23 protein-coding genes are annotated in these 24188 nt (G+C 66.2%); 17 read left to right on the top strand and 6 right to left on the bottom strand.

The window, feature by feature from the left end:
• Positions 1–23: 23 nt before the first annotated feature.
• Positions 24–1388, bottom strand: coding sequence for a methyl-accepting chemotaxis protein (locus tag FHY50_RS00805; protein ID WP_140046508.1), 1365 nt, complete (start codon positions 1386–1388; stop codon positions 24–26).
• Positions 1389–1413: 25 nt separating this feature from the next.
• Positions 1414–2739, bottom strand: a complete 1326-nt coding sequence (locus FHY50_RS00800; protein ID WP_140230964.1) for a methyl-accepting chemotaxis protein — start codon at positions 2737–2739, stop codon at positions 1414–1416.
• A gap of 238 nt (positions 2740–2977) precedes the next feature.
• On the opposite strand from FHY50_RS00800, the gene sdhC reads away from it, so the two are divergent.
• The 3 genes from sdhC to sdhA are packed head-to-tail and all read left to right on the top strand — an operon-like array spanning position 2978 to position 5602.
• The gene (gene sdhC, locus FHY50_RS00795; RefSeq protein WP_140046506.1) at positions 2978–3394 is read left to right on the top strand and encodes a succinate dehydrogenase, cytochrome b556 subunit; all 417 of its coding nucleotides are present in this window, start codon (positions 2978–2980) and stop codon (positions 3392–3394) included.
• 1 nt (position 3395) lies between these two features.
• Entirely contained in the window at positions 3396–3788 is a 393-nt protein-coding gene (gene sdhD, locus FHY50_RS00790; protein ID WP_140046505.1) for a succinate dehydrogenase, hydrophobic membrane anchor protein, read from the top strand.
• Entirely contained in the window at positions 3785–5602 is a 1818-nt protein-coding gene (gene sdhA / locus FHY50_RS00785; protein ID WP_140046503.1) for a succinate dehydrogenase flavoprotein subunit, read from the top strand. The genes sdhD and sdhA overlap by 4 nt, the downstream gene beginning before the upstream one ends.
• Positions 5603–5647: 45 nt before the next feature.
• Here the strand turns inward: sdhA and FHY50_RS00780 are convergent, their stop codons facing one another.
• Complete coding sequence (locus FHY50_RS00780) at positions 5648–6424, bottom strand: transglutaminase-like domain-containing protein (RefSeq protein ID WP_140046501.1); 777 nt, start codon at positions 6422–6424, stop codon at positions 5648–5650.
• Between the two features lie 92 nt (positions 6425–6516).
• Here FHY50_RS00780 and FHY50_RS00775 point away from each other — a divergent pair, with 92 nt between their 5' ends.
• The 13 genes from FHY50_RS00775 (at position 6517) to lpdA (ending at position 20181) form a co-directional block, all read left to right on the top strand.
• Positions 6517–7089 carry an ATP-dependent Clp protease proteolytic subunit gene (locus tag FHY50_RS00775; RefSeq protein ID WP_140046499.1) on the top strand — a complete coding sequence of 191 codons (573 nt, stop codon included), beginning with the start codon at positions 6517–6519 and terminating at the stop codon, positions 7087–7089.
• Positions 7090–7159: 70 nt separating this feature from the next.
• The gene (creD, locus tag FHY50_RS00770; protein WP_140046497.1) at positions 7160–8563 is read left to right on the top strand and encodes a cell envelope integrity protein CreD; all 1404 of its coding nucleotides are present in this window, start codon (positions 7160–7162) and stop codon (positions 8561–8563) included.
• Between the two features lie 2 nt (positions 8564–8565).
• Positions 8566–9351, top strand: a complete 786-nt coding sequence (locus FHY50_RS00765; protein WP_140046495.1) for a succinate dehydrogenase iron-sulfur subunit — start codon at positions 8566–8568, stop codon at positions 9349–9351.
• A 193-nt stretch (positions 9352–9544) separates the two neighbouring features.
• The gene (locus tag FHY50_RS00760) at positions 9545–9940 is read left to right on the top strand and encodes a PaaI family thioesterase (protein WP_140046493.1); all 396 of its coding nucleotides are present in this window, start codon (positions 9545–9547) and stop codon (positions 9938–9940) included.
• Complete coding sequence (zapE, locus tag FHY50_RS00755; RefSeq protein ID WP_140046491.1) at positions 9937–11058, top strand: cell division protein ZapE; 1122 nt, start codon at positions 9937–9939, stop codon at positions 11056–11058. The genes FHY50_RS00760 and zapE overlap by 4 nt, the downstream gene beginning before the upstream one ends.
• Positions 11055–11876: a shikimate 5-dehydrogenase gene (locus tag FHY50_RS00750; RefSeq protein WP_140046489.1), complete on the top strand. Its 822-nt coding sequence runs from the start codon at positions 11055–11057 to the stop codon at positions 11874–11876. Before zapE ends, FHY50_RS00750 begins: the two co-directional genes overlap by 4 nt.
• A gap of 127 nt (positions 11877–12003) precedes the next feature.
• On the top strand, positions 12004–12966 hold the full coding sequence (gene mdh, locus FHY50_RS00745) for a malate dehydrogenase (RefSeq protein ID WP_140046487.1): 963 nt from the start codon (positions 12004–12006) through the stop codon (positions 12964–12966).
• Between the two features lie 71 nt (positions 12967–13037).
• On the top strand, positions 13038–13232 hold the full coding sequence (locus tag FHY50_RS00740) for a hypothetical protein (protein ID WP_140046485.1): 195 nt from the start codon (positions 13038–13040) through the stop codon (positions 13230–13232).
• Positions 13229–14113: a succinate--CoA ligase subunit alpha gene (sucD, locus tag FHY50_RS00735; RefSeq protein ID WP_140046483.1), complete on the top strand. Its 885-nt coding sequence runs from the start codon at positions 13229–13231 to the stop codon at positions 14111–14113. Before FHY50_RS00740 ends, sucD begins: the two co-directional genes overlap by 4 nt.
• 35 nt (positions 14114–14148) lie before the next feature.
• Positions 14149–17112, top strand: a complete 2964-nt coding sequence (locus tag FHY50_RS00730; protein ID WP_140046482.1) for a 2-oxoglutarate dehydrogenase E1 component — start codon at positions 14149–14151, stop codon at positions 17110–17112.
• Between the two features lie 40 nt (positions 17113–17152).
• Entirely contained in the window at positions 17153–18409 is a 1257-nt protein-coding gene (odhB, locus tag FHY50_RS00725) for a 2-oxoglutarate dehydrogenase complex dihydrolipoyllysine-residue succinyltransferase (protein WP_140046481.1), read from the top strand.
• Positions 18410–18477: 68 nt separating this feature from the next.
• Entirely contained in the window at positions 18478–18744 is a 267-nt protein-coding gene (locus tag FHY50_RS00720; RefSeq protein ID WP_140230963.1) for a GIY-YIG nuclease family protein, read from the top strand.
• Between the two features lie 45 nt (positions 18745–18789).
• Positions 18790–20181 carry a dihydrolipoyl dehydrogenase gene (gene lpdA / locus FHY50_RS00715; protein WP_140046480.1) on the top strand — a complete coding sequence of 464 codons (1392 nt, stop codon included), beginning with the start codon at positions 18790–18792 and terminating at the stop codon, positions 20179–20181.
• A gap of 112 nt (positions 20182–20293) precedes the next feature.
• On the opposite strand, the gene FHY50_RS00710 is transcribed toward lpdA, so the two are convergent.
• The gene (locus FHY50_RS00710; RefSeq protein WP_140046478.1) at positions 20294–20842 is read right to left on the bottom strand and encodes a hypothetical protein; all 549 of its coding nucleotides are present in this window, start codon (positions 20840–20842) and stop codon (positions 20294–20296) included.
• A 110-nt stretch (positions 20843–20952) separates the two neighbouring features.
• Here FHY50_RS00710 and FHY50_RS00705 point away from each other — a divergent pair, with 110 nt between their 5' ends.
• The gene (locus tag FHY50_RS00705; protein ID WP_140046477.1) at positions 20953–21621 is read left to right on the top strand and encodes a trimeric intracellular cation channel family protein; all 669 of its coding nucleotides are present in this window, start codon (positions 20953–20955) and stop codon (positions 21619–21621) included.
• On the opposite strand, the gene FHY50_RS00700 is transcribed toward FHY50_RS00705, so the two are convergent.
• The gene (locus FHY50_RS00700; RefSeq protein WP_140046475.1) at positions 21593–22153 is read right to left on the bottom strand and encodes a GNAT family N-acetyltransferase; all 561 of its coding nucleotides are present in this window, start codon (positions 22151–22153) and stop codon (positions 21593–21595) included. The two genes, FHY50_RS00705 and FHY50_RS00700, sit on opposite strands and share 29 nt — an antisense overlap.
• Entirely contained in the window at positions 22150–24042 is a 1893-nt protein-coding gene (sppA, locus tag FHY50_RS00695) for a signal peptide peptidase SppA (RefSeq protein WP_140046473.1), read from the bottom strand. Before sppA ends, FHY50_RS00700 begins: the two co-directional genes overlap by 4 nt.
• Positions 24043–24188: the final 146 nt, after the last annotated feature.

Here is a 24188-nt window from a genome sequence, read left to right as displayed (position 1 = left end):
GGCAGGCGGTCGTGAAAAGCCCGTCAGCCGGGGTCGGCCGAAAACGCGTCGGCGGCGCTGCGCAGCGCGAGCAACTGATCGTCGATCCGCGAGAAGGCACCTTGCAACTGATCGATCTGCTCGGTGACGCCTTCGGTGTCGCTGCGGATCATGTCCACGGTGACGGCGGCGGAATCGGCGGCGAGTGCGGTTTCGTCGACGGCGGCGGTGATCGCGGTGACGGTCTGCGCCTGTGCTTCCATCGCGCCGCGGATGCGGTCGGCGCTTTGCTGCACCTCGCTCACCGTGGTGCGGATCGAGGCGTTGGTCGCCACCGTCGAGCGGGTCGCAGCCTGGATCGCCGCGATCTTGGCGGCGATGTCGTCGGTCGCGCGCGCGGTCTGGTTGGCGAGCGACTTCACTTCCTGCGCCACCACCGCGAAGCCGCGCCCGGCATCGCCTGCCCGCGCCGCCTCGATCGTCGCGTTGAGCGCCAGCAAATTGGTCTGCCCGGCAATCTCGCGGATCAGCCCCAGGATCGATTCGATCGACTTGGCATGATCGCTCAGCGCTTCCGACATGTGCACCGCCTCGCCCGCCTGGCTGCTGGCGCGCGTCGCGATCTCGGCCGCCGCCTCGACTTCGCCGCGGGCGTCCTCGATCGCCCGGATCAGCCCGGCCGCGGTCTGCGCCGCCTCGCGCATCGCCACCGCTGACTGCTCCGCCGCCGCCGCGACTTCGCTGACCTTGCCCAACGTGCCGCGCGCCGATGCCGAGGCGCTCTGCGCCTGCCTGCGGATTTCCGATCCGAGCGCCGACGCCCCGGCGATCGATCCGGCGATATCGGCGCGAAACGCCTGCGATTGCCGGCGACGCTCGCCGAGCCGCCGGTCGGCATCGCGCTGGGCGAGATAGGTCGCCATGACGTCCGCCTCGATCAGCGCCAGCCGCTGGACGACGTCGCCCAGCCGCCGCATGCGATCGACGTCGTCGCCGACCTTCGCCGCGATGCGATCGAGCGTCGCGCTATGGGCATAGGCGAGCGACGCCAACAACGCGGGCAGCGGGATATTGGCGCGTTCCGACGCCAGCGCGTGCGCCTGCGCCATGCGTTCCCACTCGCTGCTGGTCGGTGCGGCATATTTTACGCTGGTATAGCGCCCGCTCTCGGCGATCTGCCGCGCGAGCCGATCGCCGACATAGACGTCCCGGATATGCGCCGCGACCGGCAGCGTCAGATAATGCTTCCAGAACACGCGCGAGATCGCGTCCTCTTCGCCTGCCAGCAACTCGCTGATCTCGGCCGATCCGGGCACGACGATGCCGTCCCAGTCATATTCGTGCAAGCGGTCGGCGATCGTCCGTTCCTCGCCGCCCCAATGCCCAGCCGATGCGGTCGTTGCCGCCATTGCCTCCCCTCCCCTGCGTGCCGTGTCAGGCTGCGACCCGGACCGCGAAGTTTCCGGCATTGCTCTTGAGCTGGCCCAGTTCGCCATCGAGCGCGGTAAAACCCTGCCCGACGCGGTCGATCTCCGACGCGACATTCTCGGTATCCTCGAGGATCGCGGCGATTGTGTGCGACATCGAATCGGCGGCGAGCGCGGTTTCGTCGACGGCTGCGGTGATCGCGGTGACGGTCTGCGCCTGTGCTTCCATCGCGCCGCGGATGCGGTCGGCGCTTTGCTGCACCTCGCTCACCGTGGTGCGGATCGAGGCGTTGGTCGCCACCGTCGAGCGGGTCGCAGCCTGGATCGCCGCGATCTTGGCGGCGATGTCGTCGGTCGCGCGCGCGGTCTGGTTGGCGAGCGACTTCACTTCCTGCGCCACCACCGCGAAGCCGCGCCCGGCATCGCCTGCCCGCGCCGCCTCGATCGTCGCGTTGAGCGCCAGCAAATTGGTCTGCCCGGCAATCTCGCGGATCAGCCCCAGGATCGATTCGATCGACTTGGCATGATCGCTCAGCGCTTCCGACATGTGCACCGCCTCGCCCGCCTGGCTGCTGGCGCGCGTCGCGATCTCGGCCGCCGCCTCGACTTCGCCGCGGGCGTCCTCGATCGCCCGGATCAGCCCGGCCGCGGTCTGCGCCGCCTCGCGCATCGCCACTGCCGACTGCTCCGCCGCCGCCGCGACCTCACTCGCCTTGCCCAGCATGCCCCGCGCCGACGCAGACGTCGTCTGGGCATGGCCGCGCAGCTTGTCGCCTTCGCTGCTGGCATGTTCGAGCGACGCGCCGATGCTCTCGCGAAATTGCACCGCCAGTCGCTCGCGCTCGCAGGCCAGGCCGTGGCCGACATACAGGTGATAGGTGGCGACGGTGATGTCGCTTTCCAGCGCCGACAGCCGCATCAGCGTGTCGATCAGTCCGGGCAATTCCGCGTGGTCGGCGCCGACCTTGCGGATGATGATCTCCAGCGCCGCGCGGTCGCTGGCGCTGATCATCGACAGCAACGCCATCGTCGGAATGTCGGCGGAATAGGCAGCCGCGACCGATCGCTCGATCGATTCGACCCACGCGCGCCCCGACGTATGGAGAAAGCGGTCGCGCAGGAAATCGATGCCCAGATCGATCATCTTTTGCGTTTCGTGCGGTGCCCAATCGCGCTCCTCGGCGAAACAGCGCAACCATTGCTGCCAATAGGCCTCGGAAACGCTGCGGATTTCGGGTTCGAGCAACGTCCACAGACTACGCGCCTGACGCGACAGATTGCCGTCGAAATCGAAGATGCGCAATCGTCCGGCAAGGTCGATCTGCGCCGCCATCGTGCCGATGGCCGGTAGTTCCTTGCTGTGTCCGCTCACGAAATCTGTGCTCCCTTCGCTGTCGGGCTGCCGCGCGCGCGTGCAGCAGTCCTTGCGGATGCGACCGTGGCAGCAAGGCGTTAAGGCTCGGTTAGCCAACGCCGCCGGTCGATCACACCAAGCGGGCTTTTCACCGGCGCGGCGGGTTGCATCGGCGCGCGTGCCCGGCCATTAGCGCTCGCGGAAAGGAATCCATCCCTTGGCGACCGTCAAAACCGCGAAACGACCGATTTCCCCGCATCTGAGCCATTATCGCTGGGGACCGGCGATGCTGGTTTCCATCCTGCACCGCGCAACCGGCGACGGGATGGCGACGGTCGGCGCGCTGCTGATGGTCTGGTGGCTGGCCGCGCTGGCGGGGGGCGAAGCGCACTATGCCGCGTTCGCCGGCTGGTTCACCTTTGCCGACGGCTCGCTCAATATCCTGGGATATGTCATCGGCGTCGGCCTGACGCTGTCGCTGTTCCAGCATATGGCGAGCGGTGTGCGCCACCTGTTCCTCGACACCGGCGCGGGGTTCGAACTCAAGGCCAACCGCAGCGGCGCGGTGCTGACGATGGTCGTGTCGGTGCTGGCGACGATCGCGTTCTGGGCGTTTATCACGGTGGGCAAATAACATGCGCGGCGGAACCAATCTCGGCCGCGTCCGCGGCTTGGGCAGTGCCAAGGAAGGTACGCACCACTGGTGGAACCAGCGGCTGACCGCGGGATCGAACCTCGTGCTGATGCTGTGGTTGATCCTATCGATCGCGCTGCTGCCGGCCTATGATTTCGCCACCGTCTCGGCGTGGATGGGGTCGGCCTGGGCAGCGATCCCGATGGCGCTGTTGATCGTCTCGGTCTTCTACCATTTCCGGCTGGGGCTGCAGGTGGTGATCGAGGATTACGCCCACGCCGAAACCCGCGTCGTGCTGATGGTGCTCCTCAATTTCTTCGTGATCGGCCTCGGCGCGGTCGCGCTGTTCTCGATCCTCAAGCTCGCCTTCGTGGCTGGAGCGGTACCGGCATGACCGAAGCCTACAAGATCATCGACCATACCTATGACGCCGTCGTCGTCGGCGCGGGCGGCAGCGGCCTGCGCGCGACGATGGGGATCGCCGAGGCGGGCCTCAAGACCGCGTGCATCACCAAGGTGTTTCCGACCCGCAGCCACACCGTCGCCGCGCAGGGCGGCATCGCCGCCTCGCTCGGCAACATGGGTCCGGACCATTGGACCTGGCACATGTACGACACCGTCAAGGGGTCGGACTGGCTGGGCGACCAGGACGCGATCGAATATCTCTGCCGCGAGGCGCCGCAGGCGGTGTACGAGCTCGAGCATGCCGGCGTGCCGTTCAGCCGCACCCAAGAGGGCAAGATCTACCAGCGCCCGTTCGGCGGCATGATGCAGAATATGGGCGAAGGACCGCCCGCGCAGCGCACCTGCGCCGCCGCCGACCGCACCGGCCATGCGATGCTGCACGCGCTCTACCAGCAGTCGCTGAAATATGACGCCGATTTCTACATCGAATATTTCGCGCTCGACCTCATCATGGAAGACGGCGCGAATGGTGAGAAGGTCTGCCGCGGCGTTATCGCGCTGTGCATGGACGACGGCTCGATCCACCGCTTCCGCGCGCACAGCGTCGTGCTTGCGACCGGCGGCTATGGCCGCGTCTACCAGTCGGCAACGTCGGCGCACACCTGCACCGGCGACGGCAATGCGATGGTGCTGCGCGCCGGCCTGCCGCTCCAGGACATGGAGTTCGTCCAGTTCCATCCGACCGGCATCTACGGCGCCGGGGTGCTCATCACCGAAGGCGCACGCGGCGAAGGAGGGTATCTGACCAACTCCGAAGGCGAGCGTTTCATGGAACGCTATGCCCCGTCGGCCAAGGACCTGGCGTCGCGCGACGTCGTGTCCCGCTCGATGGCGATGGAGATCCGCGAGGGCCGCGGTGTCGGCAAGGAGAAGGATCATATCTTCCTCCACCTCGACCATATCGATCCCAAGGTGCTCGCCGAGCGCTTGCCCGGCATTACCGAGACCGGCAAGATCTTCGCGGGCGTCGATCTCACGCGCCAGCCGCTGCCGGTGGTGCCGACCGTGCACTATAACATGGGCGGCATCCCGACCAATTATCACGGCGAAGTCGTGCATATCCGCGATGGCGATCCCGACGCCGTGGTGCCCGGCCTCTATGCGGTTGGCGAGGCGGCATGCGTGTCGGTCCACGGCGCGAACCGGCTCGGCTCGAACTCGCTGATCGACCTGGTGGTGTTCGGCCGCGCCACCGGTCTGCGTATCAAGGAAACCTTGAAGCCCGGCACGCCGCACAATCCCCTGCCCAAGGGATCGGAGGAGCTGTCGATCGGCCGCCTCGACCATTTCCGCAACGCCAGGGGCGCGACCCCGACCGCGACGCTGCGCGAGCGGATGCAGAAGACGATGCAGAAGCATGCCGCGGTGTTCCGCACCGACGCGCTGATGCAGGAAGGCGTCACCGAGATGGACGCCATCTACTCCGGGCTGCAGGACGTCGCGGTCACCGATCGCTCGCTGATCTGGAATACCGACCTGGTCGAGACTTTGGAACTCGACAATCTGATGGGCCAGGCGCTGGTCACCATCCGCTCCGCGCTCAACCGCAAGGAAAGCCGCGGCGCCCACATGCACGAGGATTTCCCGGATCGCCACGACGCCGAATGGATGAAGCACACCGTTGCGAGCTTCGAAGGATGGGGCGGCAAGGGCGGCGCGACCAGGATCGATTACCGCCCGGTCCACGACTATACGCTGACCGACGATATCGAGTATATCAAGCCGAAGAAGCGGGTATATTGAGCGCAGGCCCCGCACCGGTCGGCCATCGGCGATGGCGACCGGGCGCTATTCCCCGCTGACCCACACCTGCTGGTTCAGATATTGCGACTGGCCGTATGCGGTCAGGAACGACACGTCGGCCGCGTCCCGTCCCACGCCGATCTTCGCGATCCCGGCCGCCTGCGCCATCCCGGTGGCGTCGACCAGATGCCATGCGCCGTCGAGGAACACCTCGGCCACCGCGTGAAAATCCTGCGGCTCGACGCCCAGCGCATAGGCACTGACATAGCGGGCCGGAACTCCGCACGCGCGCGCCAGCGTCACCACCGCATGCGCATAATCGCGGCAGACGCCCTCGCGCTTGACGAAGGTGTCGAGCGCGGTGGTTTCGGCGGTGGTGGAGCCGGGGACATAGCTGAACTTGTCCTCGACCCAGGCGCGGATCGCGTCGATGCGCGCCCCGCCCTCCAGCCCGGCGAACTCGCCATCGACGAAATGCTGGCATTGGTCGGACTGGCAAAAGCGCGACGGCATCAGATATTCGACCGTCTCGCCCGGCAGCAGATGCATCGGCACCTGCCGCAGCGCGGAGATGTCGGCGAGCAGGCGCTGCGTCGTCACCACCGCGCGATAGTGGACGGTCAGCCGCTCGGCGACGCGCAGCCAGATGCGGTCGCCGATCTGGTCATGGCCGACGACGCGCGCGAAATGCTCGGTCGGCGACAGTTCGATGAAGGCGTCGGTGACGACCTGCTCGGGGATGATCGCCGCCTCGACCTGGAGCAGCAGGTCGGTGGGCTGCTCGAAGCGGTAATCGAGCGTGGATTGGATTGACAGTTTCATGCCGCGCGCAACGAAGGCTGGTCGCGGTCGATCCTTGTTGCGAAAAAGAAAGTCCGCGGAACTATCATTGCTCCGGCGGCTTTGCGCTCAGCATGACCACTTCGCCGCACGCCACCCACTATCCGCTGCTCGCAGCCCCGCATGTCAAGCTATCGGGAACCGTCGATTATGCGATGTATGCCAGCTTCTGCGAACAGATCGCCAAGGCGCCCGCCGACGGCCCGCTGGTCGTCACCATCTGCACGCTGGGCGGTGATCCCGAGGTCGCGCGGCTTATGGGCGACGAGATCCGGCTGCTGCGCGACTATACCGGCCGCGATGCGCTGTTCCTCGGCAAGGTTGCGGTCTATTCGGCAGGATCGACGTTCATGGCGGCGTTCCCGGTCGACAAGCGCTTTCTGACCAAAGGCACGCGGATCATGATCCACGAGCGCAACATCAGCAAGCAGATCGACCTGTCGGGACCGCTCAAGACGTGCACCGCCACGCTCAAGGCCAGCCTGCACGAGATCGAGCATTCGATCCAGATCGAGGAAGAGGGCTTCCAGGCACTGGTCAGGGGGTCGAAGGTCGACTTCGACGAGCTGGTGCGGCGCGCGCCCGAAAACTGGTATATCGAAGCAGAAGAGGCGCGCGACCTGGGACTGGTGCTCGACGTCATCTGATCGCATCGCCGATTGACGCGGCGATCGGCGCACCTATGGCATGCCACAGGTCACCGACGGAGCCAGGCCGATGCGCGATCCCACCACCGAACGCACGCCGGGGATGAAGCTCGCTTTCGCGATTCTGATCGGCGCGCTGCTCGCGATCCCGCTCTTTACCGTCTATCTGCTTGTCTACGATCGGGAAAACCAGTCGGCGACTGCGCGCGCCTCCATCGCCGAGGGTTGGGGTGGTCCTCAGACGATCGCCGGGCCGACTCTCGTCATCCCCTATCAGGCCCAGGCGACCGAGACCGTCACCGAAGGCGGGCGGCAGGTGGTGCGTACCAACACTGTCTGGCGCGAACTGGTGCTGGCGCCCGAACGCGTCGAGATCGCATCGCAGGTGCAGCCCGAGCGCCGCCAGCGTTCAATCTACGAGGCAGTAGTCTATTCGGCGAACACCCAAGGCCGCGCCCGCTTTCTCCTGCCCGCCGATCTGGCGCGATTTGGCGTCACTGCCGATGCCCTCGCCTATGACCGCGCCGAACTGCGCTTCGGCCTGAGTGATGCCAAGGGACTGTTCGGCCCGCCGCCGCGCGTCACCATCAGCGGCGTTTCCCGTCCGCTCCAGCCGGGCAAGGGGCCTGCCGAAAGCGGCGGCTCCGGCTTCTTCGCGTGGCTCGACGCAAGTCCGATCCGCGGCGCACCCTTGATCGCCGACTTTTCCTATGCGTTTCGCGGCAACGGATCGCTGACGCTTGCGCCGCGCGCAGGCGATACGCGCTGGACGGTGATGTCGCCGTGGGCGAACCCCAGCTTCCAGGGCGGCTTCCTGCCTGCACAGCACCGGATCGGCTCGGACGGTTTCAGCGCAATATATCGCGTCGGCAACCTTGCGCTAGGCCGTTCGCTGGTCGATGCCGGCGAAGCCGCTCCCGCCGCTGCGCCTGGCAACCCCTATGCCCGGACGGCTGCCGACGCGCCGGCGGGTGAGTACGAAGCGCGTGTGACGCTCGTTACTCCGGTCGATCTCTACAGCCAGGTCAATCGCGCAGTGAAATACGGGTTCCTGTTCATCGGCTTCACTTTCATGGCGTTTCTGCTGTTCGACATCGTCGCCGGAGTGCGCGTGTCGGCGGTGGAATATCTGCTGGTCGGCGCCGGGCTGGTGCTGTTCTTCGTGATGCTGCTCGCCTTTGCCGAAGTGATTGGATTCACTGCCGCCTATCTGGTCGCGGGCGCGGCGATCGTCGCGTTGCTGTCGGCCTATTCCGCGGCAGTCCTCGGCAGCAGGCGGCGCGCCGGCTATATCGCCGGGCTGCTGGTGGCGCTTTATGCCGTGCTGTACGTCCTGCTCAGCCTCGAGGCCTATTCGCTGCTGATCGGATCGCTGTTGCTGTTTGCGGCGCTGGCGTCGGTCATGTATCTGACCCGCAACCTTGACTGGGGTGCCCAGCGCGCCACATCGGACCGAGCCGCAAATCGAGAGTGAACATGGCCGAATTCAGCCTGCCCAAGAACAGCGTCATTTCCAAAAAAGGCAAGGTTCACCCTGCGCCGGCGGGCGCCAAGCGCGTCAAGAAGCTAAAAATCTATCGCTACGATCCTGATAGCGGCGACAATCCGCGCTACGACACGTTCGAGATCGATCAGGACGATTGCGGGCCGATGGTGCTCGACGCGCTGATCAAGGCAAAGGCCGATGCCGATCCCTCGCTCACCTTCCGCCGTTCATGCCGCGAGGGCATCTGCGGCTCGTGCTCGATGAACATCGACGGCAAGAACGGCCTCGCCTGCACGACGGCGCTCGACGACATCAAGGGGGAGGTCCGCATCACCCCCTTGCCGCATATGGATGTGATCAAGGATCTCGTTCCCGACTTCACCCATTTCTATGCGCAATATGCGTCGATCAAGCCCTGGCTGCAGACCGTCACGCCGCCGCCCTCCGGCAAGGAGCGGCTCCAGTCGCCCGAGGATCGCGCCAAGCTGGACGGCATGTACGAATGCATCCTGTGCGCGTGCTGTTCGACGTCGTGTCCCAGCTATTGGTGGAACAGCGACAAGTTCCTGGGGCCGGCGATCCTGCTCCAGGCCTATCGCTGGCTGGCCGACAGCCGCGACGAGATGACCGGCGAGCGGCTGGACGAACTGGAAGACCCGTTCCGCCTGTACCGCTGCCACACGATCATGAACTGCGCCAACGCGTGTCCCAAGGGCCTCAATCCCGCCAAGGCGATCGCCGAGATCAAGAAGATGGAAGCCGAACGGGTGGTTTGAGGACCTTGATCCACTCCCGTTCGTCCCGAGCGAAGTCGGGGGACGTTGCCGTGCGCAGCCGAGACCTACTCGCCATGCGCGGAAAGGTGTCTCGACTTCGCTCGGCACGAACGGCATCGGTTTGAACGAACAGCACCCCTCTCCCTTCCGCTACACCGAAGACTCCGATCATCCCGGCTGGCACCGCTGGGAAATGGTCGATTCCACCCGCTTCAACGCCACGCTCGGCCCGATCGCGGTGCGCATCGACGACGGCATCGCCCGCGTGCGGATGGACCCGACCCGCCGGCATTCGAACCTGCGCGATCATGTTCACGGCGGCGCATTGCTCGGCTTCATGGATGTGGCGGTGTTCGCTGCAGCGCGTGCATTCGGCATCGCGGCGGGCGGATCGTCGACGATCGACCTGTCGGCGCAATTCGTCGCGGGCGCCGATGCGGCCCGGCCGATCGAGGCGCGCATCGAACTGCTGCGCGAAACCGGACGGTTGTTCTTCGTGCGCGGGCTGATCGCACAGGACACGGGCAGCGAGTGGACCACCTGCGCCAGCTTCACCTGCACCGCGCGCAAGCCGAGCGCGGCGCGGTGAGCCGCGTACGTGCGTGCTACGACGCGCTGGTCAAGCGCGGCGAACTGCGCGCCGATCCCGAACAGGCGGCCGCGGCGCAGCGGCTCGACACGCTTGCCGCCGAGCTCGAAGCGACGCCCAGGCGCGGCAGCTTGCTGTGGAACATGCTGGGCAAGGCGCCCGATCCGCCGCGCGGCATCTATCTGTGGGGCGGCGTCGGGCGCGGCAAGTCGATGCTGATGGACCTGTTCTTCGACCAATTGCGCATCGGTCGAAAGCGCCGCGTCCATTTCCACGCCTTCATGCTCGAGGTCCATGCTCGCCTGCACGAGGAGCGGCGCAAGGAAAGCGGCGATCCGATCGCACCGGTGGCGGCGGCGATGGTCGGCGAGACCCGGCTGCTGGCGTTCGACGAGATGATCGTGACCAACTCCGCCGACGCGATGATCGTGTCGCGGCTGTTCACCGCGATGCTCGATCACGGTCTGACGCTGGTCGCGACGTCGAACCGGCCCCCTGCCGATCTCTACAAGGACGGCCTCAATCGCGAGCATTTCCTGCCGTTCATCGACCTGATCGAACAGCGCACGGACGTCGTTGCGCTCAATGGTCCGACCGATTACCGCATGGATCGGCTCGGCCGCATCGACACCTGGCTGGTGCCCAACGGGCCAGAAGCGACCGCCGCGCTGTCGGCGGCATTCTTCCGCTTGACCGACTATCCGGTCGAGGATCGCGCGCACGTCCCGGTCTGCGAGATGGATGTCGGCGGCGGGCGGATGCTGCACGTCCCCAAATGCCTCAAGGGCGTCGCGGTATTCAGCTTCAGGCGGCTGTGCGGCGAGGCGCGCGGCGCGCCCGATTACCTTGCGATTGCGCGGCGCTTCCACACCGTCATCCTCGTCGGCATCCCGCGCCTCGGGCCAGAGAACCGCAACGAAGCGGCCCGCTTCGTCACGCTGATCGACACGCTGTACGAGCATAAGGTCAAGCTGCTCGCCGCCGCCGATGCCGCGCCCGAGCAACTCTATACGCGCGGCGACGGCAGTTTCGAATTCGAACGTACCGTCAGCCGGTTGAACGAGATGCGGTCGGAGGCATATCTCGCGCTCGGCCACGGCAGCGAGGACGACGCATGAGCAAGCTGGCGATCACCCGCGACACCAAATTGTGCATGTCGCTGTCGGCGCGGCCCGGCAATTTCGGCACGCGCTTCCAGAACCATCTCTACGACGCGCTCGGGCTCGACTTCGTCTACAAGGCGTTCGCATCCGACGATATTGAGGGCGCGGTGCGCGGCATCCGTGCGCTCGGCATCCGCGGGTGCGCGATCTCGATGCCGTTCAAGGAAGCGGTGATCCCGCTGCTCGATGCGATCGATCCCTCGGCGGCGGCGATCGAAGCGGTGAACACCATCGTCAACGACGATGGTCGTCTGACCGGCTACAACACCGATTATCTGGCGATCGTCGCCCTGATGGAGCAGCACGCCGTGCCCCGCGATACCGCGTTCGCGCTGGCAGGCGCGGGCGGCATGGCCAAGGCGGTCGCATCGGCGCTGGCCGATCACGGCTACACCCGCGGCACAATCGTCGCGCGCAATTCCGCGACCGGCCGGGCGCTCGCCGACAAGCTCGGATACGCGTACGCCGCCGAAACCCCTGCGGGCACTGCCATGCTGATCAATGCCACTCCGGTCGGCATGGCCGGCGGATCTGAAGCGCAGGCGCTGGCGTTTCCGCAATCCGCGATCGATGCCGCCACGATCGTGTTCGATGTCGTCGCCATCCCGGTCGAGACGCCATTCGTCGCAGCCGCGCGCGCGGCGGGCAAGCGGGTCATCACCGGCGATGCGGTGCTGGTGCTGCAAGGCCGCGAACAGTTCGTGCTCTATACCGGCGTCCAGCCCGACGAAAGCGCGGTTGCCGCAGCGGCAGCGTTCGCGCTCGCTCCTTAACGCACTTGCGAATTAGTTGCAAAGATAGTTGGCGCACATGGTTGTGCCGTTAACGCAATAGGCGTACTGCGCCTGCGTTTTGCGGGTTCGAGCATGGGTCCCGCGTCCTTTCGCCCAGGGAGATTACATGGCTCGCAAGAAGATCGCGTTGATCGGCTCCGGCATGATCGGCGGCACGCTCGCCCACCTCGCTGCGATGAAGGAACTGGGCGACATCGTCCTGTTCGACATCGCCGAGGGTATTCCGCAGGGAAAGGCGCTCGACCTCGCCCAGTCCGGCCCGGTCGAGGGCTTCGACGCGAACCTCAAGGGCGCGAACAGCTATGAGGACATCGCGGGCGCCGACGTCTGCATCGTCACCGCCGGCATCCCGCGCAAGCCGGGGATGAGCCGCGACGACCTGCTCGGCATCAACCTAAAGGTCATGAAGGCGGTCGGCGAGGGCATCGCGCAATACGCCCCCGATGCGTTTGTGATCTGCATCACCAACCCGCTCGACGCGATGGTTTGGGCGCTGCGCGAATTCTCCGGCCTGCCGCATCAAAAGGTCGTCGGCATGGCCGGCGTGCTCGACAGTGCGCGTTTCCGCCACTTCCTCGCCGAGGAATTCCAGGTTTCGGTCGAGGACGTCACCGCGTTCGTGCTCGGCGGCCATGGCGACACGATGGTGCCGGTGATCGAATATTCGACCGTCGCGGGCATCCCCGTCCCTGATCTCATCAAGATGGGCTGGTCGACGCAGGAGCGCATCGACGCGATCGTCGCACGCACCCGTTCGGGCGGCGGCGAGATCGTCGGGCTCTTGAAGACCGGCTCGGCCTTCTACGCACCCGCGACCTCGGCGATCGCGATGGCGGAGAGCTATCTCAAGGACAAGAAGCGCCTGCTCCCCTGCGCGGCGCACCTCACCGGCCAGTACGGCGTCGATGATCTCTATGTCGGCGTGCCGATCGTGATCGGCGCAGGTGGCGTCGAGCGCATCGTCGAGATCGAATTGAAGGGCGAGGCCAAGGCCAATTTCGACACCTCGGTCGCCGCGGTCAAGGAATTGCTGGTGGCGTGCAAGGGCATCGACGGGTCGCTTGGCTAACCCTTGAGCGATCTGGCGTTCTTCGCCGCGTGCGGCCTCGTCGGCGCGCTGCCCGGGCTGGCCGCGCTGCGATGGGCCAGGGCGAGGACGGCATTGTGGATCGCATTCGCCTGGCCTGGCCTGGCCTGTCGGTACTCTTCTTGTGGGTCGTTGGCCTTGGCCCGCACGGCTACATTCTGTTGGCTTTCATGCCGTTTTGGTTCGGCAGTCTGGTGTCGCTGATCATCGCGATGGTCAGGTGGAATAAGGAACGACGCACCGTATGAGCATCCTCGTCAACGCTTCGACCCGGGTCATCACGCAGGGGATGACCGGCGAGACCGGCACGTTTCATACGCAGCAGGCATTGGACTATGGCACGGCGATGGTCGGCGGGGTGACGCCGGGCAAGGGCGGCACCACGCATCTCGGCCTGCCGGTGTTCGACACGGTGGCCGAGGCGGTGGCGAAGACGCAGGCGACCGCCAGCGTGATCTACGTCCCGCCGCCCTTTGCTGCCGATTCGATCCTCGAGGCGATCGATGCTGAAGTACCGCTGATCGTGACGATCACCGAAGGCATCCCGGTGCTCGACATGGTCAAGGTCAAGCGCGCGCTGTCGGGTTCGAAGTCGCGGCTGATCGGGCCGAACTGTCCGGGCGTGCTGACTCCCGGCGAATGCAAGATCGGGATCATGCCCGGCAGCATCTTTTCGAAGGGATCGGTCGGGGTGGTCAGCCGCTCGGGCACGCTGACCTATGAGGCGGTGTTCCAGACGACCAATGCCGGCCTGGGCCAGACCACCGCGGTCGGCATCGGCGGCGATCCGGTCAACGGCACCAACTTCATCGACGTGCTCGAGCTGTTCCTGGCCGACGAGGCGACGACCTCTATCATCATGATCGGCGAGATCGGCGGCTCTGCGGAAGAGGAAGCGGCGCAGTTCCTCGCCGACGAGGCGAAGCGCGGGCGCAGTAAACCGATGGTCGGCTTCATCGCCGGCCGCACCGCGCCGCCCGGGCGCCGCATGGGGCATGCCGGCGCGATCGTGTCGGGTGGCCAGGGCGGCGCCGAGGACAAGATCGCGGCGATGGAGGCGGCAGGCATCACCGTCGCCGCGTCGCCATCGGAACTGGGTTCGACGCTGGTCGAGGTGCTCAAGCGTTAAGCCGCTCCGGTAGCGAGCGGCATGTGAGGTGGACAATGGGTTTCGAAGGTCAGGATTTCACCGAGATCGCCGGCGGCGTCAGCCCCGCCTTCATCGAATCGCTCTATGCGCGGTTCAAGTCCGATCCCGATTCGGTCGAGGCCGGGTGGCGGCAATGGTTCGAAGGGCTTGAATCGACCGCCACCGGGCCGAGCTGGGCGCGCGCCAACTGGCCGCTGGCCGACACCGATGCGCTCACCGCCGCGCTCGATCCGACGCAGATGGAGCCTGCGCCCAAGCCCGTAAAGCCCGGTGCCTCACCCAAGCCTGCCGCCCCGGCCCCCTCGTCCGACGAAATCGCCAAGGCGGCGGGCGATTCGATCCGCGCGATGATGCTGATCCGTACCTATCGCGTGCGCGGGCATCTCGCCGCCAATCTCGACCCGCTCGGCCTCACCAAGCGCGAGATGCCCGAGGATCTGCGCACCGAATATCACGGCTTTCCCGACAGCGACATCGACCGGCCGATCTATCTGGGCGGAACGCTCGGGCTGCAGACCGCGACGATCCGCGAGCTCGTCAATATCCTGCGCGCCAATTATTGCGGCAATGTCGGCCTCGAATACATGCACATCTCCGATGTCGAGGAACGCCGGTTCCTGCAGGAGCGCATGGAGGGCAAGGACAAGGCGATCGACTTCACGCCCGAGGGCAAGAAAGCGATCCTATCCAAGGTGATCGAAGCCGAGCAGTGGGAGAAGTTCCTCGGCCGCAAATATGTCGGGACCAAGCGGTTCGGCCTCGACGGCGGCGAGGCGATGGTCCCTGCGCTCGAATCGATCATCAAATATGGCGGCGCGATGGGCGTGCGCGAGATCGTCTATGGCATGGCGCATCGCGGGCGCCTGAACGTCCTTGCGAACGTGCTTGCCAAGCCGCTGCGCGTGATCTTCCACGAATTCGCCGGCGGATCGGCCAACCCCGACGACATCGGCGGATCGGGCGACGTCAAATATCATCTCGGCACCTCGACCGACCGCGAGTTCGACGGGATCAACGTCCACATGTCGCTGGTCGCCAACCCCAGCCATCTGGAGGCGGTCGATCCGGTCGTGCTCGGCAAGGCGCGCGCGATCCAGACGGTGCGCGACGACCTGGACGACCATCAGCAGGTGCTGCCGGTGCTGATCCACGGCGATGCGGCGTTCGCAGGGCAAGGCGTGGTGTGGGAATGCCTCGGCTTCTCCGGCGTGCGCGGCTACAATACCGGCGGCTGCATCCACTTCATCGTCAACAACCAGGTCGGCTTCACCACCTCGCCCCAGTTCGCGCGGTCGTCGCCCTATCCGTCCGATGTCGCCAAAGGCGTCCAGGCGCCGATCTTCCACGTCAATGGCGACGATCCCGAAGCGGTGACCTTCGCATGCAAGATGGCGATCGAGTTCCGCCAGAAATTCCACCGCGACATCGTCATCGACATGTGGTGCTACAGGCGCTTCGGCCATAATGAGGGTGACGAGCCCAGCTTCACCCAGCCGCTGATGTACGCGCGGATCAAGCAGCATCCGCCGGTCAGCGAAGTCTATGGCAAGAAGCTGGTCGAGCAGAAGGTCATCGCGAGCGATTTCATCGCGAACAAGGTGGGCGAGTTCACCAAGCTGCTCGAAGGCGAGTTCGACAGTGCCACGAGCTACAAGCCCAACAAGGCCGACTGGTTCGCAGGCCGCTGGTCGGGGCTGCACATCCCAGTCGACCCCGAGACCGCTCGCCGCAGCGTCGAGACCGGGATCGAGCCGAAATTGTTCGATTCGCTCGGGCGCACGCTGACCGAAGTCCCCGGCGATCTCGAAATCCACAAGACGCTCGCGCGCGTTCTCGATGCCAAGCGGCAGATGTTCGCAAGCGGCGAGAATTTCGACTGGGCGACCGGCGAGGCGCTGGCGTTCGGATCGCTCCTGTCCGAAGGCTATGGTGTGCGTCTGTCGGGCCAGGATTCGGGTCGCGGTACCTTCAGCCAGCGGCACGCGGTGTGGGTCGACCAGACGAGCGAGCGCAAGTTCGTGCCCTTGCGCGAAATCCCGCATGGCTGTTTCGAGGTGCTCGACAGCCCCTTGAGCGAATATGGCGTGCTCGGCTTCGAATATGGCTATGCGCTCGCCGACCCGAAGACGCTGGTGCTGTGGGAGGCGCAGTTCGGCGACTTCGTCAACGGCGCGCAGATCATGATCGACCAGTTCATCGCGTCGGGCGAGGCGAAGTGGCTGCGCGCCAACGGCCTCGTCATGCTGCTCCCGCACGGCTATGAAGGCCAGGGACCCGAGCATAGCTCGGCGCGGCCCGAACGCTTCCTGCAATTGTGTGCGCAGGATAACATGCAGGTCGCCAACTGCACCACGCCGGCCAATTATTTCCACCTGCTGCGCCGCCAGATGCACCGGAATTTCCGCAAGCCTTTGGTGGTGATGACCCCGAAGTCGCTGCTGCGGCACAAGCTGGCGGTGTCGAAGGCGAGTGAGTTCCAGGGCGACAGCCACTTCATGCGCATCCTGTCGGACACCGGCGGTGCCGCGGATGCCGAGACGAAGCGGCTGGTGCTGTGCACCGGCAAGGTCGCCTACGACCTGATCGAGGCGCGCGACGCGGCGGGCGACCGCAACACCCAGATCGTGCGGATCGAGCAGCTCTATCCCTTCCCCGGCGAACCGCTGGCCAAGCGGCTGGCGCGGATGCCCAATCTCGAGGAAGTGGTGTGGGCGCAGGAGGAACCGAAGAACAACGGCTACTGGTTCTTCGTCGAACCCCTGATCGAGGAAGCGCTCGCCGCCGCCGATTGCCGCATCGCTCGGCCGCGCTATGCCGGGCGCGCCGCCGCGGCATCGCCCGCGACCGGCCTGATGAAGCGCCATCAGGCCGAACAGGGCGCGCTCGTCGCCGATGCGCTCGGCCACAGCGTGCGAGGCGAAATCCGGCGTGCGCGCAAAAGCGAAGACGCCAAAACCGCTGGCAAGCCCGGCACCTGACCCCATCTTGCGACGCAGCGACGTCCCGAAAGGAATTGCCATGGCAACCGAAGTCACCGTCCCGACGCTGGGCGAATCGATCACCGAAGCGACGCTCGGCGAATGGCTGAAGCAGCCGGGCGACGCAGTCGCCGCCGACGAGCCGATCGCGTCGCTCGAAACCGACAAGGTGTCGGTCGAAGTGCCCTCCCCGGTCGCGGGGACGATGGGCGAGCACAAGGTCCAGCCGGGCGATACCGTCAATGTCGGCGCGGTGATCGCGTCGATCGAGGCGGGGGATGCCGCACCCAAGCAGGCCGAGGCCCCCGCCCCGGCGTCGACCACCAGCCCGCAGGAGCAGGCGGCTGGACCTGCGCCCGCCCCGACGCCGAGCGAGCCAACTGCCGAAGCGCCCGCCAATGTCGATGCCGCCGCGCTGTCGCCGTCGGTGCGCCGCGCCATCCTCGAACACGGCGTCGATCCGGCCACGATCAAGGGATCGGGCAAGGACGGCCGCATCACCAAGGATGACGTCGTCGCCGCCGCCTCGGCCAAGCCAGCCGCCCCTGCCCCCACCCCGGCACCTGCTGCCACTGCCGCACCGGCGACCGGCGGCGAGCGGCTCGAGGAACGCGTCCGCATGACGCGGCTGCGCCAGACCATCGCCAAGCGGTTGAAGGAAGCGCAGGACACCGCCGCGCTGCTCACCACCTTCAACGATGTCGACATGACCGCGGTGATCGAGGCGCGCGCCAAGTACAAGGAGCTGTTCGAGAAGAAGCATGGCGTGAAGCTCGGCTTCATGGGCTTCTTCGTGAAGGCCGCGTGCATGGCGCTCAAGGACATCCCCAGCGTCAACGCGCAGATCGACGGCGACGAGATCGTCTATCACGACTATGCCGACATTTCGGTCGCGGTGTCCGCGCCGCAGGGCCTGGTGGTCCCGGTAATCCGCGATGCCGACAAGATGAGCGTGGCGCAGGTCGAAAAGACGATCGGCGATTTCGGCCGACGCGCCAAGGATGGCAGCCTCAAGATGGAAGAGATGAAGGGCGGCACCTTCACCATCTCGAACGGCGGCGTGTTCGGATCGCTGATGTCGACCCCGATCATCAATCCGCCGCAGTCGGCGGTGCTCGGCCTCCACCGCATCGAGGACCGCGCCGTGGTGGTCGATGGGCAGGTCGTGGTGCGCCCGATGATGTATTTGGCGCTCAGCTACGACCACCGCCTGATCGACGGCCGCGAGGCGGTGACGTTCCTCGTCGCGCTCAAGAATGCGATCGAGGATCCAACGCGGATCCTGATCGACCTCTAGCGTCATCGTGCTCCGGCGCAGGCCGGAGCGCTGGATGGAACAGGATGAAGCGCGGTTACGTCGACCTCATGGCCAATCATCGCCGCGGACAGACCTATCTGGGAGTAACGAGCAATCTCGTGCAGCGAGCTTTTCAGCACCGCAACAAGCTGTTCGACGGGCATTCGAAGGACAAGGGTTGCACGCTGCTCGTCTGGTACGAATATTATGACGACCTGCAGGAAGCCCGCGCGTGCGAGTACCGAATGAAGAAATGGAAGCGGGCCTGGAAGTTGCGGCTGATCGAAGAGCACAACCCTGGGTGGAAAGATCTCTACGGCGAGATTATCGCGTGAGGCCAACGCTCCGGCCTGCGCCGGAGCACGGAAAAAGGTTTGGTAATGGCTGACTACGACTATGACGTTCTGGTGATCGGCGCCGGACCCGGCGGCTATGTCGCGGCGATCCGCGCTGCGCAGCTCGGCCTGCGCGTCGCGTGCGTCGAGAGCCGCGAGACGCTGGGCGGCACCTGCCTCAATGTCGGCTGCATCCCGTCCAAGGCGATGCTGCACGCTTCGGAATATTTCGACGCCGCCGCCAATGGCGCGATGGCCAAGATGGGGATCAAGGTAACGCCCGAACTCGATCTAGCCGCGATGCACGCGCAGCGGCTCGATGCGGTCAAGGGGCTGACCGGCGGGATCGAATTCCTGTTCAAGAAGAACAAGGTCGAATGGCTCAAGGGCCGCGCCAGCTTCGTCGATGCGACCACCGTGTCGGTCGGCGACCGCAAGGTGACCGCCAAGGACATCGTCATCGCCACCGGGTCGTCGGTCACGCCGTTGCCCGGTGTCGAGGTCGACCAGAAGGTCGTCGTCGATTCCACCGGCGCGCTCGAATTTTCCCGGGTGCCCAAACATCTCGTCGTCATCGGCGGCGGTGTCATCGGGCTGGAGATGGGCAGCATCTGGCGGCGGCTGGGCGCCAAGGTCACCGTCGTCGAATATCTCGACCAGATCCTGCCCGGCTTCGACGGCGACGTGCGCAAGGAAGCGCTCAAGCTGTTCAAGAAACAGGGCATCGAGTTCAAGACGGGCACCAAGGTCACCGGCGTCGCGGTGAACGGCGACAAGGCGACGGTGACGGTCGAACCGGCGAAGGGCGGCGAGGCGCAGGCGCTCGAGGCCGACAACGTCCTCGTCGCGATCGGCCGCAGGCCCAACACCGACGGCCTGAACCTCGAAGCGGCCGGGCTCTCCACCAACCAGCGCGGCCAGGTCGAGGTCGACCATGATCTTGCGACGAAGGTGGACGGCATCTGGGCGATCGGCGACGTCGCGCCCGGGCTGATGCTCGCGCACAAGGCCGAGGACGAAGGGATCGCGGTCGCCGAGAACATCGCCGGGCAGACCGGCATCGTCAATCACGACCTGATCCCGTCGGTTGTCTACACCATGCCCGAGATCGCCGGCGTCGGACTGACCGAGGAAGCGGCCCGCGAAAAGGGCGAGATCAAGGTCGGCAAGTTCCCGATGGCAGGCAACAGCCGCGCCAAGACCAACCACGAACCCGACGGCTTCGTGAAGATCATCTCCGACGCCGACAGCGACCGCGTGCTCGGCGTGTGGATCATCACCTCGGTCGCCGGCACGATGATCGCGCAGGCGACGCAGGCGATGGAGTTCGGCGCGACCAGCGAGGACATCGCCTACACCTGCCACGCGCATCCGACGCATTCGGAGGCGCTCAAGGAAGCGGCGATGGCGGTGCGGGGCAAGCCGATCCACGTTTGAGCCGGCAAGAAATCAGCGCAGCTGATTTTGAGCAAACTCCGGCTCAGACCGGCCGGCGGTGCTACTGCGCCGACCGACGGCACTGGCTTTGCCTGTGTCGGACGCGCCGTCCTCACGCATCCGGTATTTCGCGCTTCAGATAATGAAACGGGAACCAGGAAGCAGCGTGCTGCCAGCCCGGTCCGCTGACCTGGCGCAGCGCGGCGACAGGCGACAATGCCGTGACGCGGCGATACTCCCAGCGCCGGTCGCTCCGGCTCAACCACAGCCGCAGGAAGCCCACGCCGGCCAATTCAAGCCCGTCGCGGCCGGCGCGCGCCAACTCGCTCTCCTCGTTGAACGCGGTCATCCCGCCGATCTCGATCAGTTCGCCCTCGGCAGCCGGACCGTCGGTCTTTCCGCCGAAGCGCTGCTGGGCCGCCTGCTTGCTGATACCGATCAATCCGCCAATCTCGGCCCAGCTCATGCCCGCACGGCGCGCCGCGTCGATCCAGCGTTGCAGCGCGATCCGCGCCTCGTCGTGAATGACATGAGCTGTGGTCACCATCGCACCGAACTCGGCAGCGTCCGCGCCAGCAAAATGCTGTCCTTCGCGCTCGTTCCAGTCGATCGCCAGATACGCGACATGCTCACGCAGCGTCCGCTCCTGCTTCATTTCCATCGTCGCTCCATTCGATTGTCTACTGACCACGCGTCAATGCAACATTGACGGCCGTTCGTCAACATATTCTTGACGCTTGCCTCGTGGCGATGGGCCGCTACAGGCACCCCATGCAACCCGCCTGGCAGTTCGGCACCTTCCTCCCCTGGCTCGACTGGTTCGGGATCGGGGTGTTCGCGATCACCGGGGCGCTGGCGGCGACGCGGCGGCAGCAGACGTTCGTCACCGCGGCGTTCTTCGCTCTCGTCACCGGGGTCGGCGGCGGGACGATCCGCGACCTCCTCATCGACGCGCCGGTGTTCTGGGTTCAGGATCGTAATTTCGCGGCGATCTGCCTCGGCGCGGCGGCGCTGGCATGGGTCACGCCCGAGCGCTGGTGGTCGGACGCAGTGTTCGACTGGCTCGATGCCTTCGGGCTCGCCGCCTATGCGGTGTTCGGCGCGGCCAAGGCGTACAGCTTCGGCATCCCGCCCGTCCCCGCCGCGATGATGGGCGTCATCACCGCGTGCACGGGCGGCATCATCCGTGACATGCTGGCGGGCGAGCCATCGATCCTGATGCGGCCGGAGCTGTACGTGACCGCCGCCGCGCTTTCATCGTTCAGCTACATCGCGATGCGCGAGATCGGCGTCGCCCCGGTCCTTGCCGCCCCGATCGCGGCGGTGGCGGGGTTCGCACTGCGCGGGATGGCGATCCGCTATCGGCTGGCGCTGCCCGCCTATCGGGGCCGGCGGGACGAACCGGCCGACGTCAGTCGCGAACCACCCCCACCGCGCTGAACGGCCGCGGTTCGACCGGCGGCACGGCGCTGGCATTGAGCACGCACTGCCAATAGCCGACGTCGATCCAGCGCCCCATCTTGAACCCGATTTCGCGGTACACGCCGGCGCGGCGAAAGCCGGTCTGTTCGTGGAGCGTGATCGACGCTTCGTTGGGGAGCGAGATCACGCCGATCGCCTGGGTAAAGCCCTGCGCGCGCAAGGTGTCGACGAGCGCTTCGTAGAGCAGCCGCCCGGCCCCCTGCCGCTGCGCATCGCCCGCCATGTAGATCGACGTTTCGACCACGTAACGATAGGCCGGGCGATCGCGAAACCGCGTGGCATAGGCATAGCCGAGCACGCCGCCCTCCGCATCGCCGTTGGTCGCGACGATCCAGGGGTAGAGGCCATCGCTCGCCGTCATGCGGCTGCGCATCGCGCGGGTGTCGGGCGCGTCGGTTTCGAACGACACCGTGCCGCCCTGGACGAACGGCGCATAGATTGCGGCGATCGCGGCGGCATCCTCGGCGCGCGCGGAGCGGATCGCGATCACAGGCTCAGCTTCGCCATCAGCACATCCAGCAACCGCACATCACGGCGATCGGCCTGCGCAGGCCCCATCCCCGCGCATGCCAGGCACCGCGCCTGCACCGCCGATGCCGTCGTCAGCCGGCGGATATCTCCCAATACCTGCGCCGCCAGCATCCGCCGGTCGCCTGCCAATCGCGAAAAAATGTCGAGCGACGCTTCATCGACACGGTCGCCATCCTCTTCCTCGCTGTCGGCGAACATCTGCGCGAATTGCGCGGCGACGCTCGGTTCCTTGTCGAGATACACCGCATGGACCTTGGCGGGGTCCAGCTTGGCGCGCACCGCCGCCTCGCGCACCGCATCGTCGAGGCCGCCGAAGCGATCGACCAGCCCCAGCTGGCGCGCCGTGCCGCCGTCCCACACCCGCCCCTGCGCGATCTGGTCGACGCGCTGCGGCGTCATCTTGCGGGTCTGTGCGACCAGCCCGATGAAGCGGGCATAGGCATTCTCCACTCCCGACTGCAGGATCGCGTCGAGCTGCGCATTGGTGCCGCCGAATATATCGGGCTGCCCCGACAGCGGAGTCGTCTGCACGCCGTCCGACGTCACGCCGATCTTAGCGAGCGTGTTCTCAAACGTCGGCAACAGGCCGAATACCCCGATCGAGCCGGTGATCGTGTTGGGCTCGGCAAAGATCACGTCGCCGGGCGTCGATACCCAATATCCGCCCGACGCCGCCAACGAGCCCATCGAGACGACCACCGGCAGCCCCTGCGCCTTGGCCTGCAGGATCGCCTGGCGGATCTGCTCGGACGCCAGCACCGATCCACCCGGCGAATCGACGCGGACGACCAGCGCTTTGAGGTTCTTCTTGGCGAGCCCGTCGAGCAGCAGCTTGGCCACGGTATCGCCGCCCGCGGTGCCGGGATCGGCCTCGCCATCGACGATCTCGCCCGCGATGGTGACGACGCCGATCGCGTCGCCGGCGGTCGGCACAGGATTGGCCGCGATCCAGCGCTTCATCGGGATCGCCTTGAACGTACCCGCCGACTTCGCCGTGTCGATGCCCGCGATCTCGGCGACGCGCTTGCCGAACGCGACCCGGTCGCCGAGCTTGTCGACCAGACCGGCCGACAGGTTCGCCTGCGCGATGTTGCCGTTCGCCGCCCGGATCACCTGATCCGGCCGTGCGAGGAACGGCGCGATGTCGGCCTTGGGCCGGGCGCGCGCGATGCGTTCGCGCCACTGGCCGAAGATCGCGCCATAGAGCGCCTCGTTGGCGGCGCGCGCCTCGGGCGACTGATCGCTGCGGGTATAGGGTTCGACCGCCGCCTTGAACTGGCCGACGCGATAGACATGCGCGGTGACGCCGAGCCGGTCGATCAACCCCTTGTAATAGAGCTGCGATCCGCCGGGGCCGGTGAACAGCGCACCGCCGAACGGATTGACCCACACTTCGCTGGCATGCGCCGCGACCAGATAGCCTGAATCGGTATAGGCCGTGGCATAGGCCAGCACCGGCTTGCCACTGGCGCGGACGCGCCCGACCGCTTCGGCGAGGTCGGCGACCGCGGCGGGATAGCCTCCCAGGAAACGGTCGAGGTCGAGCACCACCGCCTTGACGCGGTCATCGTCCTGCGCCGCATCGAGCGCGCGTACGAGATCGCGGACGCGGTGTTCCTTCGCCACGCTGCCTGCTCCCCCGAGTGCGGCGAACGGGTCGAGCTCCTGGGGTTGCTCGACGACGGTGCCGTCGATCGCCATCAGCAGGGCGCCGTCGCTGATCGCCGCAGGTGTCGGCCGGAACGACAGCGCCGCGAACAAGGCGACGAAGAACAGCAGCATGAACGCCAGGACCAGTGCGTCCTTGATTCCGACCAGCAATTTCCATGCGCCGCGTACCAGCTTCACATTCGATCCTTCTCGCTATCGCGCTCTCGCTAGAGCATGGACCCGCGCGAGTAAACGCCGCGTATTATAGCGCCAATACAGGCTGCACGAACGGCTCGGCACGATGCGGGAGCGTCGTGGCGAAACATTCTCGACAAACACCGCTC

It is taken from the genome of Sphingomonas japonica (assembly GCF_006346325.1).
GTDB lineage: Bacteria > Pseudomonadota > Alphaproteobacteria > Sphingomonadales > Sphingomonadaceae > Sphingomonas > Sphingomonas japonica.
This window is presented reverse-complemented; position numbering and strand designations above follow the sequence as displayed.